This is a genomic window from Agrobacterium genomosp. 2 str. CFBP 5494, assembly GCF_900013495.1.
Taxonomy (GTDB): domain Bacteria; phylum Pseudomonadota; class Alphaproteobacteria; order Rhizobiales; family Rhizobiaceae; genus Agrobacterium; species Agrobacterium pusense.
Map to the genome: position 1 here is coordinate 1 of NZ_LT009720.1, position 16,374 is coordinate 16,374.

Annotated in this window: 15 protein-coding genes and 2 pseudogenes; 7 read left to right on the top strand and 10 right to left on the bottom strand. The window is 60.1% G+C overall.

What is annotated here, in order from left to right:
• A pseudogene (locus AGR2A_RS29275) lies at nucleotides 1-137 on the top strand (IclR family transcriptional regulator); the annotation flags it as partial.
• A gap of 571 nt (nucleotides 138-708) precedes the next feature.
• On the opposite strand, the gene AGR2A_RS30465 reads toward AGR2A_RS29275, so the two are convergent.
• Nucleotides 709-1,122 (bottom strand): aldo/keto reductase, encoded by a 414-nt coding sequence (locus tag AGR2A_RS30465; protein WP_198647790.1) that lies wholly within the window; start codon nucleotides 1,120-1,122, stop codon nucleotides 709-711.
• Between the two features lie 260 nt (nucleotides 1,123-1,382).
• Complete coding sequence (locus AGR2A_RS24400) at nucleotides 1,383-1,961, bottom strand: TetR/AcrR family transcriptional regulator (protein WP_208617156.1); 579 nt, start codon at nucleotides 1,959-1,961, stop codon at nucleotides 1,383-1,385.
• A 138-nt stretch (nucleotides 1,962-2,099) separates the two neighbouring features.
• On the opposite strand from AGR2A_RS24400, the gene AGR2A_RS24405 reads away from it, so the two are divergent.
• The 4 genes from AGR2A_RS24405 to AGR2A_RS24420 all read left to right on the top strand — a co-directional run bounded on the left by AGR2A_RS24405 (nucleotide 2,100) and on the right by AGR2A_RS24420 (nucleotide 8,526).
• Nucleotides 2,100-3,089 carry a zinc-dependent alcohol dehydrogenase family protein gene (locus AGR2A_RS24405; RefSeq protein WP_072493505.1) on the top strand — a complete coding sequence of 330 codons (990 nt, stop codon included), beginning with the start codon at nucleotides 2,100-2,102 and terminating at the stop codon, nucleotides 3,087-3,089.
• Nucleotides 3,090-3,681: 592 nt separating this feature from the next.
• Entirely contained in the window at nucleotides 3,682-3,972 is a 291-nt protein-coding gene (locus tag AGR2A_RS24410; RefSeq protein ID WP_037093989.1) for a metal/formaldehyde-sensitive transcriptional repressor, read from the top strand.
• Between the two features lie 414 nt (nucleotides 3,973-4,386).
• Complete coding sequence (locus tag AGR2A_RS24415; RefSeq protein ID WP_072493506.1) at nucleotides 4,387-5,496, top strand: S-(hydroxymethyl)glutathione dehydrogenase/class III alcohol dehydrogenase; 1,110 nt, start codon at nucleotides 4,387-4,389, stop codon at nucleotides 5,494-5,496.
• 369 nt (nucleotides 5,497-5,865) lie between these two features.
• Complete coding sequence (locus AGR2A_RS24420) at nucleotides 5,866-8,526, top strand: excinuclease ABC subunit A (RefSeq protein WP_427832645.1); 2,661 nt, start codon at nucleotides 5,866-5,868, stop codon at nucleotides 8,524-8,526.
• A gap of 255 nt (nucleotides 8,527-8,781) precedes the next feature.
• Here AGR2A_RS24420 and AGR2A_RS24425 read toward each other — a convergent pair whose 3' ends face one another.
• From AGR2A_RS24425 to AGR2A_RS24450, 7 genes are all read right to left on the bottom strand, one after another.
• Nucleotides 8,782-9,351, bottom strand: coding sequence for a type 1 glutamine amidotransferase domain-containing protein (locus AGR2A_RS24425; RefSeq protein WP_072493507.1), 570 nt, complete (start codon nucleotides 9,349-9,351; stop codon nucleotides 8,782-8,784).
• A gap of 31 nt (nucleotides 9,352-9,382) precedes the next feature.
• Nucleotides 9,383-10,522 (bottom strand): glutathione-independent formaldehyde dehydrogenase, encoded by a 1,140-nt coding sequence (locus AGR2A_RS24430; RefSeq protein ID WP_072493508.1) that lies wholly within the window; start codon nucleotides 10,520-10,522, stop codon nucleotides 9,383-9,385.
• Between the two features lie 456 nt (nucleotides 10,523-10,978).
• Nucleotides 10,979-11,272 (bottom strand): putative quinol monooxygenase, encoded by a 294-nt coding sequence (locus tag AGR2A_RS24435; protein ID WP_037093999.1) that lies wholly within the window; start codon nucleotides 11,270-11,272, stop codon nucleotides 10,979-10,981.
• Nucleotides 11,273-11,383: 111 nt separating this feature from the next.
• Entirely contained in the window at nucleotides 11,384-12,124 is a 741-nt protein-coding gene (locus tag AGR2A_RS24440; protein WP_037094001.1) for an SDR family oxidoreductase, read from the bottom strand.
• Between the two features lie 53 nt (nucleotides 12,125-12,177).
• The gene (locus tag AGR2A_RS29750; RefSeq protein WP_157952825.1) at nucleotides 12,178-12,318 is read right to left on the bottom strand and encodes a hypothetical protein; all 141 of its coding nucleotides are present in this window, start codon (nucleotides 12,316-12,318) and stop codon (nucleotides 12,178-12,180) included.
• Nucleotides 12,319-12,328: 10 nt separating this feature from the next.
• The gene (locus AGR2A_RS24445; protein ID WP_072493669.1) at nucleotides 12,329-12,625 is read right to left on the bottom strand and encodes a putative quinol monooxygenase; all 297 of its coding nucleotides are present in this window, start codon (nucleotides 12,623-12,625) and stop codon (nucleotides 12,329-12,331) included.
• Nucleotides 12,626-12,695: 70 nt separating this feature from the next.
• Nucleotides 12,696-13,490 carry a type 1 glutamine amidotransferase domain-containing protein gene (locus AGR2A_RS24450; RefSeq protein WP_072493509.1) on the bottom strand — a complete coding sequence of 265 codons (795 nt, stop codon included), beginning with the start codon at nucleotides 13,488-13,490 and terminating at the stop codon, nucleotides 12,696-12,698.
• Between the two features lie 113 nt (nucleotides 13,491-13,603).
• Between AGR2A_RS24450 and AGR2A_RS24455 the strand changes: the two genes are divergently transcribed.
• Nucleotides 13,604-14,539: a LysR family transcriptional regulator gene (locus AGR2A_RS24455; protein WP_037094003.1), complete on the top strand. Its 936-nt coding sequence runs from the start codon at nucleotides 13,604-13,606 to the stop codon at nucleotides 14,537-14,539.
• Nucleotides 14,540-14,665: 126 nt separating this feature from the next.
• A pseudogene (locus AGR2A_RS24460) lies at nucleotides 14,666-15,383 on the top strand (IS6 family transposase).
• Nucleotides 15,384-15,492: 109 nt separating this feature from the next.
• Here the strand turns inward: AGR2A_RS24460 and AGR2A_RS24465 are convergent.
• Entirely contained in the window at nucleotides 15,493-16,365 is an 873-nt protein-coding gene (locus AGR2A_RS24465; RefSeq protein ID WP_037095135.1) for a LysR family transcriptional regulator, read from the bottom strand.
• Nucleotides 16,366-16,374: the final 9 nt, after the last annotated feature.

The window sequence follows — 16,374 nt, forward strand, 5'->3', positions numbered from 1 at the left end:
CCGCATCTGCCGGCATTGCAATCAGTCTGATCCGCAGCGAAGCCAGCGACCAAAAAATCGCGTACCTTGGTGAGGAGCTTCGCACCACTGCCAACGCGCTTTCTGAAAAGCTTGGGTACCGATCGCAGAAAGACTAGTCGTAACCTGTAGGGGTATGGTCGATGCCGACGAGCACAGCTTTGCTGTATGCGCCAGTGCACCGATACCCCAGCTAGCTCCTGTCCCGAGTACGGCTGCGCCGAGCGCAGTTCGGGTCGAGAACATAAAAGACATCATCGATGTATTGAGCACCAAGGGAAAAGACCTCGGTCCGCAGATGCACGATCCACCGCGCTGCCTTATTCCTGATTGGGACGAAGCCGAGCAATCGGTTGTCATCACAGGTCATGGCCGTCGGGGACGGGGCGAAAACCTGCGTGCGCGTCTCCACGAACTTGCCAATAATTTCTGGGCAATTGCAGCGCCAGAAGGCAGACCGTAGGTTCTCTACCCGGCGAAACCTGGCAAGAGTGGAAACGATGCCTATCGTGAGATCGAGGAACTCGAGACGACTCCTTCGGAGCGTGTCCGAGGTGTCTCGCCGGACCGTATGAGGCGGCGTCTTTAAGCTCGGGACCTGTTGCAGCCGATATCTCGGCAGACGCAGTTGAACTGGCTAATATCCGGTCATCTCCAGATAACCTTGTCCGGATGTGCTTCCATCAAACTCTATTGGCCCCGCCAGGAGGGGATTGACGTCGCATCCAGGCTTTCTTGTTCAGGGGCTTCGTCTTTATGTCGAGGCCACGGCTGGGTATCTTCACGCTCGAGCCGATCGGTGCCGAGCCGCATCAGGCTAGCCTCGCACACACCGGCAAGGCGGGAGCGCGATGCATTCTGTGGATATGCCTTGCTGACGAGGAACAACTGGTCGCGAAGGCTGCCCACCGCCTCGCATATCAGCGTTTCCGCCGCACCATCGCCATACATTTCGGCGGTATCGATGAGCGTCAGGCCCAGCTCGACACCGGCGCGTAGCGCGGCGATCTCATCGGATCGCCGCTCGGCACGTTCGCCCATCTTCCAGGTGCCTTGACCCATTGAAGGAACGACTTCCGCGTCTGGTAGAGTCACGCGTTTCATGTGCTTTCGTCCTATCAGATGTTTTCGGCTATTCGTTGGAGGGAGGCGGATAGGTAGATCACCGCCACGCACAAATGAATAACGAATATCGATGTAATTGGTGTCACAACCGTCCGCGGCTGTTTAAAATCCTGTCGAACGCTGACGGTCTCCCGGCGTGAGATGGTGATTCGGAATGCGGACTGGGGTCAAGATGGACTTAGCTGTAAGTCGACAGATGTCTTTTAAAAAAACACCGAGAATGGAGTTCACATCGATGGTCACACCGCAGCCGGCCATCGATCGAGTACCATTTTGGCGATGGAGAGCAGTTCGTTGATCGTAGCGCCATCGCGCGCTTGAACGGACATGCCTTGCATGACCGTATTGATGAATTTGCCTAGCACGGCCGGATCGGTGTTGGCCGCAAGCTCGCCCTGCGCGGCGCCGCGTTGCAGACGCTCGATCAGGAGGGCCTCCGCCGCGATACGCTTGTCGCGCAGCAGGCATTCGATGGCGGCGGACGCCGGCGAAACGGCTACCGCTGCCGAATACATGAAGCAGCCGGCCGGCGTTCCAGGTTCCGAGAATGATGACGCCGCTCGTTCCAGCAGGCCTTTGACGGCCTCGAAGGTGGACAACGCCGGATCGTTGATCGGCGCGTAAAGGTGGACGCTGAACGTCGCGGCGTAGCGCTCGATCACCGCCGCGAACAGCCCCGCCTTGTTGTCAAACGCCGCGTAGAGACTGGCGGCGGCGACGCCAGTCTCCGCCACCAGATCGGCCATCGAAGTCGCCTCGTAGCCGCGCTGCCAGAACAGCCGCACCGCCTTGTCGAGCGCAGCGTCAGTGTCGAACACACGAGGGCGACCTGCGCGGCGACGGGCTTTCGTCTCTGTCATCTCTGGTGCACGATATGGAACGATCGATAAATAATATCTTGAAACTGGTGGTCCGCTCCCTTACAGAACGATCATTCAATAATCAAGGAGTTTCCAATGAGCCGCATCGTCCGTATCCACGAATATGGCGACGCCAGCGTCCTCAGGATTGAAGATGTGGCAGTCCCCGCGCCCGCGGCCGACGAAGTGCAGATCGCGGTGAAGGCGATAGGCATAAACCGCGCCGAGGTGATGTTCCGCAACCATGCCTACCTTCAGAAAGCCGAGTTCCCGAGCCGCCTTGGCTATGAGGCTGCCGGCACTGTCGTTACGGTCGGCGCGGACGTGACCGGGTTTGCGGAAGGCGAAGCCGTCAGCGTCATCCCCCCGCTCGATATCGCGCGCTGGGGCACTTATGGCGAGGTCGCCAACGCGCCCGCCCGCCTCGTCGTCAAGCATCCGGCGGCGCTGTCGTTCGAGGAAGCGGCGGCCGTGTGGATGCAGTATGTCACCGCCTGGGGTGCGCTGGTGGAGCAGGCGAAACTCGGCGAGGGCGATTTCGTCATCGTCACTGCTGCCTCCAGCAGCGTCGGCCTTGCTGCCTTCCAGATTGCGCGGATGGTCGGCGCGACGGTAATCGCGACGACGCGTACCGGCGCCAAGCGCCAAGCCCTGATCGATGCCGGTGCACATCATGTCGTCGCGACCGGGGAAGAGGATCTGGTAGCGAGGGTGATGGAGATAACCGATGGTCAGGGTGCGCGCGTGGTGCTCGATCCGGTCGGAGGCCCGTCGTTCGAGCCGCTGACCGAGAGCATGGCACGCGGCGGCATCCTGCTCGAATACGGCGCGCTCAGCGGCGAACCGACGCCGTTCCCGTTGTTCTCCGTGCTGGGCAAGAGCCTCACGCTCAAGGGGTATCTCTACAGCGAGATCGTCTCGGACGATGCCGCCCTCGAGCGCGCCAAGGCGTTCATCGTGGCGGGTCTGGAATCGGGCGCGCTCAAGCCGCGGATCGCGCGCACCTTCCCGCTCGACGCCATCCAGGACGCGCACCGCTTCCTCGAATCGAACGACCAGATCGGCAAGGTCGTCGTTACGGTCTGACCGGCAAACCTGGGGAAGCCAGCGATGGCTCCCCCCTCCCGGACACAGGATCGGACCCTCAGCGCCTATGTTGTCGTTGCATGTGGCGGACGCTTTGGAGAAAGACCGCAACTCCTCCGCGTGCCAGACTGTCTCAGGGCAACATGGCGGCGATTTCATCTCCATCGGCACCTGATCGGGGTAGCAGCAAAGCCCCTCGACACAAATTAGAACCAGCTGCACAGCGCATCGTTCAGCGGAGTTGTCCCTATTGGCATAAACGCCGTTACCCGGGTCGTGCCAGTAGCGATGCGAGGTTCGCAATTATCCAACGTCCTCCCTGTTTCGCCACGCCAGAAAATTTCGGATCTGCAATTGGGATTGAGAGCATGAAGCACGCCGAGTCAAACCTGCTTGATCCGAAACTATGCATCGCTAACGCACTCACAAGTATTAGAGGGCCAACGATCCCCACAGTGGTGTCCCTGCCAGATGGGGGCGAATTTTAAAAACGGCAGGGGGACCTCGCCGGGTTACAGTAGCGCCAGTCTCTGAACAGGATTGAAACTCCCCTCCTGTATAGTATGCTGAAGCGATTTCTCGGGAAAGAGCGATGCCACATTCATCAGAGGACAAGAGGCGAGCCATCACACGCTTGCGGCGTATTAAGGGCCAGGCGGACGCTCTGGAACGCGCGATCGAAGCCGGGGCCGATTGCGCTCCCCTACTGCAGCAAATTGTCGCCATGCGTGGCGCGACAAATGGACTGATGGCAGAAGTGATGGAGAGTCACCTTAGGGAAACATTCGGTACCGGTGTAGATCCGACCGTCAAAAGCGAGGGCAGCGATCGCGAAGACGACGTGGAGGGCGTAATGAAGATTCTGCGTACTTATCTTAAATAACGATTTCAGGCTCGTTCTCTTGCCCGTTCTCGCCCGCAGGTAGAGCTAAAGCCTCGTATCCAGCCAACCGGTGCTGTTCACCAGAGCGCAGACTTTCGGCGTTCCGGGCCTGAATTTTGTTGCCGGCGTAGCGAAGCGAGCACCTTCTCTGGCATTTTCACCGCGCAGGATCGATGGCCTCTTCAAGATCGATGGGCGGGTCGCAGGCTGTGGGCTACACAGAGGTTAAAGCCTGCGAAGCGAAGCGACCCCTCCATGCCTTCTCTGGTTTGACATCCTCACTCGGACACCTCTTGTATACTGGTGGGGAGTATGATACAGATATTCCATGCCAATATGAGAACGTCGACCAATTTACCATGGCGCAACGGCCTCGCACCGGCAATCGGCTTCAATCAACGAGGGTATCCCAACATGAAATCTCGCGCTGCTGTAGCCTTCGAGGCGGGCAAGCCACTCGAAATCGTCGAGATCGATGTCGCCCCACCCCAGAAGGGCGAAGTGCTCATCCGGGTGACGCACACCGGCGTGTGCCACACCGATGCGTACACGCTGGCGGGCAATGATCCGGAGGGCGTTTTTCCAGTGGTTCTAGGCCACGAGGGCGCGGGCATCGTTGTCGAGGTCGGTGAGGGCGTCACCAGCGTCAGGCCGGGCGATCACGTGATTCCGCTCTACACCGCCGAGTGCGGCAAGTGCGACTTCTGCGTGTCGGGCAAGACCAACCTGTGCGTCGCCGTCCGCGAAACGCAGGGCAAGGGTTTGATGCCCGATGGCACCACCCGCTTTTCGTACAAGGGCCAGCCCCTCTATCACTACATGGGCTGTTCAACCTTCAGTGAATATACTGTTGTCGCCGAAGTCTCACTCGCCAAGATAAATCCCGAGGCAAACCCCGAACATGTCTGCTTGCTCGGCTGCGGCGTCACGACCGGCATCGGCGCAGTCCACAATACCGCCAAGGTCCAGCCTGGAGACTCGGTCGCCGTGTTCGGCCTGGGCGGCATCGGCCTCGCGGCGATTCAGGGTGCGCGCCAGGCGAAGGCGGGTCGCATCATTGCTATCGACACCAATCCGTCCAAGTTCGAGCTGGCACGCCAGTTCGGTGCGACCGAGTGCATCAACCCCAAGGACCATGACAAGCCCATCCAGCAAGTGCTGATCGAGATGACGGGCTGGGGCATCGATCATACCTTCGAGTGCATCGGCAACGTCCACGTCATGCGCGCCGCGCTTGAATCAGCGCACCGTGGCTGGGGTCAGTCGATCGTAATTGGCGTTGCCGGCGCAGGCGAAGAAATCTCCACCCGCCCATTCCAGCTCGTCACGGGCCGCGTCTGGAAGGGGTCCGCTTTCGGTGGCGTCAAGGGACGGACACAGCTCCCCGGCATGGTCGAGGACGCGATGAGAGGCGATATCGATCTGGCCCCATTCGTAACCCACACGATGGGTTTGGAGGAGATCAACGAGGCGTTCGCACTGATGCACGAAGGCAAGTCGATTCGCACGGTCATTCACTACTGACCCGCCGATCCGAAGCGGCGCGAGGCGCTCGGCCCGACCCCGGCCATGATGAAGCGCGCTCTGGCAAATGGGCAACGCGTCGCGATGCGGTAACAAGCGCCGAAGTGCGATCGTTACATGCCGATAGCGGCACGGACCAGGGCCGCCTGGCCCGGGCGCTTACCATCGGAGTGTGTGTGGTCTCGTCGCGCGACCCAACGGGAAAAATGGTTTTGTCGTAACCTTTGTCTAATGCTGGAAAAATATTTCAAAGGTGCCGAACATCGGGCCAGCCTGGCCGTTGGATGTATTGAGTCGGAAATGCATTCATCTGTTACCCGACTGTGATGAACCACGGGCCGCACGGGCGTATAGGGCAGGAAAACTGAATTGAAGAGCAAGGATATTCACGCGACGACGCCGGCCACCGATCATGGGCATACCGGGCCGCCCGCTTGCGTGCAGGTTCGTGGAGCGCGACAGAACAACCTCAAGAATATCGATGTCGATATTCCCCGCGATGCCTTCGTGGTGTTCACCGGAATATCGGGATCGGGCAAGTCGTCACTTGCATTTGGAACCCTGTATGCGGAGGCGCAACGGCGCTACCTGGAATCGGTCGCCCCCTATGCGCGCCGCCTGATCGATCAGGCCGGCGTGCCGGAGGTCGACGCGATCGACGGTTTGCCGCCTGCGGTGGCGTTGCAGCAGCAGCGCGGCTCGGCCAACGCGCGATCCTCGGTCGGCAGCGTGACGACGCTCTCCAGCCTGGTGCGGATGCTCTATTCGCGCGTCGGCGAATATCCGCGCCATCAGCCCATGCTCTATGCGGAGGATTTCTCCCCCAACACGGTCGCGGGGGCCTGCGCGACCTGCCACGGCATCGGCCGCGTATATGACGCGACCGAAGAGACGATGGTGCCTGACGACAGCCTCACCATTCGCGATCGGGCGATCGCCGCTTGGCCTGCCGCCTGGCATGGCCAGAACCTGCGTGATATCCTCGTTTCACTCGGCTATGACGTCGATACGCCATGGCGCGAACTGCCAAAGAAGGATCGCGACTGGATTCTCTTCACCGACGAAACGCCGACGGTGGCGGTCTATGCGGGGCTGAGCCCTGAGCAGACGCGCGTGGCCCTCAAACGCCGGATGGAGCCGAGCTATCAGGGCACCTTCACCGGCGCCCGTCGCTACGTGCTGGAAACCTTCGCCAACACCAAAAGCGCTCTGATGAAGAAGCGTGTCTCACAATATATCATCGGCCGCGATTGCCCGACCTGTCACGGCAAGCGCCTGAAGCGCGAAGCCCTATCGGTCAAATTCGCCGGCCTCGACATTGCTGAGTTCGGCGACCTGACGGTGCTCAAGCTGAAGGACTTGCTCACGCCCGTGGCGCATGGCGAATACGGGGCGGCCTCGGCCGCCTCAACGGGCCATGTTCTGGAAAAAGCGGCCCGCGATGCAGCGGTCGAACAACGGGTTGCCGCGGGCGGCTCTGCGCACAAGAGCGCGGCCGACGTGCGCCGCACGCCCAATCTCTCCGACGAAAAGCGGGTCGCCGCCCAACGCCTTGCCTGCGAATTGATCGAGCGGCTCGAGCCGCTGATCGATCTTGGCCTTGGCTACATTTCGCTCGACCGCAGCACCCCGACACTCTCCTCGGGAGAGCTGCAGCGCTTGCGCCTTGCCACCCAATTGTCGTCACAGCTTTTCGGCGTGGTCTATGTGCTTGACGAGCCTTCGGCGGGATTGCACCCGGCGGATGGCGAAGCCTTGCTCACTATCCTTGAGCGTCTTAAGGCGGCGGGCAACTCTCTGTTTGTCGTCGAACATGATCTCGACGTAATCCGCCACGCCGAATGGCTCGTCGATGTTGGACCAGGAGCCGGGGAAAAGGGCGGTGAAGTCCTCTACAGCGGCCCGATAGAGGGGCTTGCCGACGTCGAGACTTCGATCACCCGCCGCTACCTGTTCGCAGAGCCGCTCCGCAGTGAGCGCGTACCCCGCGATCCCAAGGCATGGCTTCGCCTGGAAGGGGTCAGACGTAACAATCTCCACGAGCTCGACGTCGAATTTCCCATCGGGTGCTTTACCGCTGTCACCGGCGTTTCGGGATCGGGCAAATCCAGTCTTGTCAGTCAGGCCCTGCCTGAGCTTGTCACGGAACACCTCGGCGGCTCCCCCATGGCCGAGGATGAGGATATCGATCCGCTGCTCGATGTTGCTCAGAAAAATACTGAAGGACGCATTGTCGCAGGCATGGAGCATGTTCGCAGACTGGTGCGGGTCGATCAGAAACCGATCGGCCGCACGCCGCGCTCGAATCTATCCACCTACAGCGGCATGTTCGACCATGTGCGAAGGATCTTTGCTGATACGCCGCTCGCCCGCCGGCGACACTACAGCCCGGGCAGGTTCTCGTTCAACGTCGCGCAAGGCCGCTGCCCGGTGTGCGAGGGCGAAGGATACGTCATGGTGGAGCTGCTGTTCCTGCCAAGCGTTTTTGCCCCGTGCTCGACCTGTCATGGTTCTCGCTACAACCCGCAAACGCTCGAAGTCGAATGGAACGGGCGCAATATCGCACAGGTGCTCGAACTGACGGTCGACGACGCGTGCGATTTCTTCGCTGGCGAGGCATCTGTGATGCGCTCCCTCGACGTGTTGCGGGAGATCGGTCTTGGCTATCTGAGGCTCGGACAGCCGGCGACCGAGCTGTCGGGCGGCGAGGCGCAGCGCATCAAGCTAGCGACTGAACTGCAACGCGCTCAACGCGGCAACACTATCTACATCCTCGACGAGCCAACTTCGGGGCTTCACCCTTCCGATGCGGACCGGCTGATGCAACACCTGCAGGGCCTCGTCGACGTCGGCAATACCGTCGTAGTCGTCGAACATGACATGCGCGCCATCACACAGGCGGACTGGATCATCGACCTGGGACCGGGGGCCGGGGAAGATGGGGGCCGTATCATCGCCAGCGGCGTCCCTGGCGTCGTTGCGGAAGCGGAAGGCAGTCTCACCGCCCGCTATCTCAAGGCGGCGCTGTAGGTCGTAAATCTAGTCGAACGCACGTACGATCAGGTGCATCTCAACCACACGTTGGAATGGGTCGAATCTCGAAGCGGGAGCCGGCGATGTGTCACTGCGGTTGACGCGGCTTAGGGTTTGAGTGCCCGTCAGGTGCGCCGTGTTCGTGTGATACGCGGCGTGGCGGACGGCCAATCGCTGGCCATCCGCCACGCTTGCTTTGTGCGGACCTTCTCCAGGGAGAGGCCCTCACATGGTTCGTCGAAACGCCCCGTCTTAATTCCCTGCTGCGAGCGCTGCGCCCACACCTTCTGCGATTTCCTCAACGAGTTTGGCACAGAAGGCGGGCAAATCATTGGGATCGCGGCTGGTAACAAGGCCGTTGTCGACCACGACTTCCTCATTGGTCCATGCACCGCCGGCGTTCTCGATATCGACCTTCAGCGTCGGGTAGGACGTCAAGGTGCGACCCTTAAGCACGCCCGCCTCGATCAATGTCCAAGGTGCATGGCATATAGCCGCAACAGGTTTTTTCTGATCGAAGAAAGCCCGGATGAAACCAATGGCCTCGACGCTGCCGCGCAGCTTGTCGGCACCGACAGTCCCTCCGGGAACAACAAGGCCGTCGAAATCGTCGGCTTTAACCTCGGAAAACGTCTTGTCGATAGTATAGCTGCCGCCCTCGTCAAGATCGCTATTGACTGTGCGAGCCTTGCCCGGTTCAAAACTGACCACGGTCACTTTGCCACCAGCGTCCTCGACAGCTTGCTTGGGCTTCGAGAATTCTGGTTCTTCCGTCCCGCGGGGTGCGATCAGAATGGCAACTGATTTGCCTTCCAAAGTCATAATTTATCTCCTATTCCGTCGAAGATTAAAGTCAGGCGCCCGGCTTGAGCACGACCTTCGTCCAACCAGCATCGCGCTCGTCGAAATGCTTGTAGGCGTCTGGCGCCTGATCGAGCGACAGTCGGTGCGAGATGATTTGGGCAGGATTGGCCCGGCCATGCTCGATAAGGTTCATCAGCCGCCGGTTATAATGCTTTACATTACATTGTCCGGTGCCGATCTTCTGGCCCTTGAACCAGAAGTTGCCGAAGTCGAACGCCATCTTGCCTTCCTTCTGGAGATCGTCGGGCGCGTTCGGGTCTTCCGCAACGAACACGCCGACAACGCCGATTCCGCCGGTGGCCTTTGTGCTTTTAACGAGGCAGTTCATCGTGTAATTGCTGCGCTCCTTGCCGTGGCGATCGCAGCACTGGTAACCTACCGCCTCGACCCCCCGGTCGGTCCCGAGACCGCCGGTCGCGTCAAGGATCTGCTGGGCGGGATCGCCCTTGCGCATGTCGATCGGAATAGCGCCCATCGCCTCGGCTAGTTTCAGGCGGTCATCGTGAGAATCGACCACGAAGATCTGAGCGGCACCGCGGATTTGAGCTGAGTGCGCGGCCATCAAACCCACCGGACCGGCGCCGTAGATCGCGATGCTTTCGCCGGGCAGGAAACCGGACAGTTCGACGCCATGCCAACCTGTCGGGAAGATGTCGGAGAGCATGACATAGTCGTCCTCCTTCTCTTTGGCGTCCTCAGGAAGCTTCAGACAATTGAAGTCCGCATAAGGAACGCGCATCAACTCGGCCTGACCACCTTGCCACGGACCCATCTCGGCAAAGCCATACGCTGCCCCGGCGGTTCCAGGGTTGGTCGTGAGGCAAAAACCTGTCAAACCGCGTTCGCAATTTTCGCAGAAACCGCAACCGACGTTGAACGGCATGCACACGCGATCGCCCTTCTTGATACGATCTACGGCAGCGCCGACCTCGATGACTTCGCCAAGGTTTTCGTGACCAAAGACCCTGCCCTTCTCGAAGCTGGTCCGGCCCTCGTACATGTGAAGATCAGACCCGCAAATGTTGGTGGTGGTCACCCGAATGATCACATCAGTCGGTTTCTCGATCTTGGGATCATCGATGGTATCGACGGAAACGTCTTTAGGTCCGTTGTATACGACAGCTTTCACGGATCTTTTCCTTTCGCAGCTCATCTCAACGCGTCATCAAATCGAGAGCTTGATGATGATCGGGTCCATCGCAACGGCGGAGGACATCGCACCCTTCCAAGTGATCTCAGTTTCCTGAACGTTCTGCTACCTGAAAGGTTCCTTCCCGTAGGGCCATCCTGGGATCGATTCACGGTTTTCTGAATGACTGGGCCAGAACGGCCGAATAACGCGCCAAATTGATGTGCTCAAGAATCTCCCGCGAACCAATGGTGCCGTTACGTCGCGACACATCAACGGCGCCTTATCAGTAAATTCAGAGGTGTGATAAGCACAAAAAGACAAGGCCATCCACTATCGCGGATGACCTGTCGTATTCATTTATTCATTTCCCGATTCGGCCGGGCCATCCATTCCGGATGGAAACACGAGCCTTACCCTGCAGTCAAACGGCAGCTTAGGGTGCCGACCGCTCCGCTATTTCGCGGCCAGCAGGGTGAACTTGTGAATCTGCGGCGGTTCAGAAAACAGTTCTTCTGCCTTGTCCATCAGTGCGGCGGCAACCTTGCCGTCAAGATGGGCCTGCCGATCCTCCTCTGTGTCGAACGTATCGAAGATCGCGTACGCACCGGGACCTTCTTCGATCGCATACCAGGTCAGAGTGCCCGCCTCAGCTTGAACGAGCGGCAATGCCGAGGTCAGGAAATTGGCGACATCGCGCTCTTTTCCGGGCTTGGCCTTCAGTGGTACATACAGGGCAAGTTTGGGCATAAATGACTCCTCAAGTGAAACGGACAGATATTATTCGGCAAAGTAACGGACGAGCGGGCCGGTAGGTTCCCCATGAGGCGGAGCACACGCGGCCCCGCCTCCTCGTCGAAATCAGAACTGCTGTGCGGTCGGCCGGATGACGATCGCGTTGACGTCGACGTCATCAGGTTGTTCTACAGCGAACGCAATAGCGCGCGCCACCGACGCCGCAGGGATGGCCTGCTTGTAGAAGTCGAGTACCGTCTCGGCAGCCGTGCCAGACGTCGTGAACTTCAAGTCGCTTTCGACGGCTCCAGGCTCGATCGACGTGACACGGACCTTTTCACCCACCTCCTGGCGCAGGCCCTCGCTGATCGCGCTGACGGCGAACTTGGTGCCGGAGTAGACCGTGCCGCCCGGTGCGAAGACCTTGATGCCCGCAACCGAGCTCAGGTTGATGATGTGACCGCTTCCCTGCTCGAGGAAGCCGGGAAGGGTCGCCGCGATGCCGTAGAGCGTACCCTTTAGATTAACGTCGATCATCTGGTCCCACTCGTCGGTGTTGACCTCGGCCATCGGACGGATCGGCATCAGCCCGGCGTTGTTGATCAGCACATCGAGGCGGCCGAAGTCGGCAATGACTGCAGCGACGACGGACTGGACCGCCGACTTGTCGGTGACGTCGAGCGCGTAGCTACGCGCCGCGCCGCCGCTTGCGGCGATTTCCGCGACAACCTCGTCGAGCCTGTCCTTGCGCCGCGCGGCGATGGCCACCTTCGCGCCGCGTTCAGCGAGAAGACGCGCGGTTTCTGCGCCGATGCCGGTGCTGCCGCCGGTGATGAGAACGACCTTGTCTTTGATACCCTTTGTCATGATTGTGTTCCTTCAATTCACATGTTGATTTTTCGCCGGATCGCGGCTCCGCCTTAGCGGTAGTCGCGTGGATGAATGAGGCCCATCAGGCCCACGCGGAGAGCAGGTGTCAACAGGCCGATCAACCGCAGATCCTCGGTACAGAACGGCTGTGCGAGCAGCGCCGATCCCACCCATTCCGTAAGCTTGCCCATGGCACCATCCTCAGGTCGCTGAGACGGGGTTGAGGACGAACGCGGCGCGCTCGGCCAGATCGCCGATCTGAGAGAGGTAGTTCTGGGAGTGGGGCGTCTCGCGGTGGGCGGCGACCGCATCTGCGTCCGCGTACAGCTCGTCGAGCACGAAACGATTCGGATCGCTCTGATCCTGCCACAAATCGTAGCGCAGGTTGCCCGGCTCGGCACGGCTCGGTTTTAGCATGGCGTCTAGCAGAGCGCTCAGGCGGTCGACGGTATCCGCACGGGCGGTGAGGACGGCGACGATCTTCACGTTGGCGGTCATGGCATCGTTCCTTGTTTTGGCTATATTCGAAGCACGGCGCATCCTGAGCGCCCGCCGGTCATCCTGGTACTCATGCAGCGGCGCGATCGAGGGCTTCGATCAACGCGCCAGCTATGGCCTGGTCCGACGCCGGATTCTGACCCGTGATCAGCTCCCGGTCCACGACGACATTCGAAGCGAAGTTCTCGTCGGTGACCGAGACGTCGCCACCGGCCAACCGCAGCGCCTTTTCCATGTCAAAGAAGAGTTCGCCCTTCAGCACTTGCTCCTCAGCGATCTTCTCCTCGTTCGCCGAGAAGACGGTCATGCGGTAGCCCGAGTAGATCAAGTCTCCCGCCAGATTGGCCGCCCCGGCGTCATCGCCTTCCTCCAGCGCTTTGCGGAAGGCCGAAGCATCCTCGAGCGCGGCGACAACGACTACCGGTCCGTGGCAGAGGAGCGCGGTCGGCTTGGCCGCCGCGTGGAAGTGACGGAGGATCGCGCCCGCATCGCGGTCTTGCATCAGGTCGACGACGGGCGCGTGACCTCCCGGCACAAACACGCCAACGAAGCCGTCCAGGCCGTCTTCGACGACCGATTTCAGCCTACGCACGTCGTTCATCGCCCGGTGGTTGGCAAAAAAGTCCTTGGCGCGCTGGAATGCCGTCTCATCGCCGCCGAAGTGATCAAGCGAATCGGACACGGCGTCGATGTGCGGCTTGGCCCCATTGGGCGTGGCGAGCACAATATCATAGCCGGCGTCGAGCAGAGCCAACGCGGGGACCGCCGTCTCGTTGAGATACTGACCGATCGTCGCGGTACCGCCGCCACGCAGCCCGATCTGCGTGGCGTTCGATCCAAGCACGAGAACCTGACCCTTGCTCATCTGAACCTCCATGTTCGCGGCGTCCATCGCCGATGGATGGGAGATAGGCCATGTAGACACATTCTAGAAATTTATTTTCTTGATTTCAGATATATCGCTGATAGCATGACTGCATGCGCTACGATCTAAACCTATTGCCGATCTTCGTCGCCTTGATGGATGAGCGCAGCGTCACGCGGGCCGCCGAGCGCATGGGCATGACCCAGCCCGCCTTGTCCAATGCCCTATCGCGTCTACGACTGATGCTTCAGGACCAGCTGTTCGTCCGCGAGCGCTATGGCATCCAGCCGACCCCGATCGCGCTCGAACTCTCACCGCTGATCGCCGAGGCACTCGCGCTGCTCGACGACGCGGTCCTCGGTCAGCAGGCTTTCGACCCCGCACAGGCCGAGCGGCTCTTCACGATCGCGCCCAACGGCTATGTCGAGTTCGTCCTCGTCCCCGCTGTCGTGGCGCGGCTGGAAAAGGTCGCGCCCGGCATTAAGCTCCACCTGACGCCGTACGGCAACGATCTCGTTGAGACGGGCGTCGTGTCGGGCACGACGGCCCTCGTGCTGGGCCGCATCGTCGACCCACCCGACAACCTCGTCGTCCAGCACTTGATGGACGAGGGGCTAGCCTGCGCCGTCCGCGCCGACCATCCAGGCGTCGGCGATGCCATGACGCGCGAGCAGTTCGAGGCGATGAAGCACGTCAACATCATGCCGCCCGGACGGATGCGCGCCGGTCTGTTCCAGGCGCTGGCGCAGCAACAGCTGAAGCGCGACATCGCGATCTCCGTGACCAACTTCTTCGCTGCAGCCGAGATGGTGGCAGTGACCGACTACTGCGCCACTTTACCCTCGCTCATCTGCAGGCGGCTGATGGATGACCCTCGGCTGAAGATCTTGCCGGCGCCGGTCGACCTCGGCAGCTTTCCCGTGGAGATGGCCTGGCACGTCCGCTACCAGCACGATCGTGCACACCGCTGGCTACGGGCGCTGATCGGCGAGATCATCACCGACTTCAAGGGCAAGACGCCAGTGACAGCGATGCCGCCGCCAGCGTGATGGACGTCTGTCGGCCGGGCGACGCCGGTTGACTTCCGTAAGCGCCCCCAAAGGCTGATGTTCCGCTTGCGCATTTCCACCGCCGCCAGGGCGTTGTCACGTTGTTCGTGGCTTAGCGGTTGACGGATAACCGGACGTGATGAGCACGCCGACCATCAGCTACAAGAACCACCGTTTCCCACCGCATATCATCGCCCATGCCGTCTGGCTGTATTTCCGGTTCCCGTTAAGCCTGCGGCTGGTGGAAGAAATGCTGCTGGAGCGCGGCATCGTCGTGTCCTACGAAACGATCCGGCGCTGGGGCCGGAAATTCGGTGCGGCCTACGCAAAGCGACTGCGCAGAAAGACGCCGTCGTGAGAGGATATCTGGCATCTGGACGAAGTGGTCGTGACGATCGGCGGGCGAAAGCATTGGCTTTGGCGAGCCGTCGACCAGGACGGATATGTTCTCGACGAGATCGTGCAGACCCGTCGAGACACCAAGGCTGCCAAGCGATTGCTGATCAGGCTGCTGAAGAAGCAAGGCCTCGCGCCAAAGAGGATTGTCACCGATAAACTGCGTTCATACGGGGCGGCAAAGCGAGATGTGATGCCGGCCATTGAACATAGATCACACAAGGGCCTTAACAACCGTGCGGAAAATTCCCATCTGCCGCTGCGAAAACGAGAACGGGTGATGCAGGGCTTCCGATCCGTCGGCAGTCTGCAACAATTTGTCCGCGTGTTTTCAGCGGTTAGAAATCATTTCGTCCCGTCGCATCAAAAACACTCCGCCCTCGCCACACACATTCATCGGATCCGTGCCATGGCGCACCGGAAGGCCGTGACCGACGCAACTGCCTGAGTTTAACTGAAAGCGCTTCGTCCGGCCTCAGTCGAACAACGTGATAACGCCGGCTGGAGCCCAACGGGACGAATGCTGCACCATGGGCGAATGTCGACTGCCGACCTCACTACATCGGCGTCCGCATAATCTCACGGATCAGATCATTTGTCTCTGGTCTCGTCGTTTGGTGCCGATATCGGAGAGCCAGAACAGTTCTCGATAATTGAAGGCCCTCGATGGGCTTCGACACCAGGCCCATGTCCAGAGGAATAGCAGTGGCCGGCAAGATCAGCGCACCTGACCCTTGCCGAGCAAGTTCAACTAACCAATCCACGCGGTTGGACCGATACGCCGCGTAGAGTTCATGACCATAATCTGCGCAGGTCCCATGCAAAGCGTCCCGCATTTCGCAATTTAGTCGGTCGAGCATGTCGGTTTTTGCGAGAGCCGCAAGAGAAATCGCATCTTGTTCAGACAACGGATGCGACTTTGACATTACTACCTTGTAGTCCTCTTCATAGAGACGGTCTATGCGATAGAGGTCTTCACTGACCTTCTCTGCGGTGACTGCAACGTCGAGTTTGCCGTCTCGCAACCCGGCAAGAAGCTCGGAGGATGATGCAACGATCAATTCGATTTCGGCTTGCGGTAATCGCTTACGCGTACGCTCCATAGCTGCCGAAATCAGGTTGTGGCCAATCGTTTCGCCGACACCAACAGAGATTGGAACCCGCTCCAAACGCATGTGACGGACCGCCTCAGCCTTCGCCTGGCGCGTCTCATCGTAGATCCTCTGCAACCTTGGCTGCATGAGTTTTCCGAGGGCTGTAAGCCTGCATCCCGCACGGTCCCTGACAAACAGCTCACCTCCAAGCTCGTCTTCAAGTTTCTTGATCGCAGTCGTCAAGGAAGGTTGGGAGACATTGGAGGCACTGGCTGCGTGGGTGAAGTTTCGGTGCTCACAGACAGCGAGAAAATACCTGATCTGGTTCATTTCCATCGCCGCATT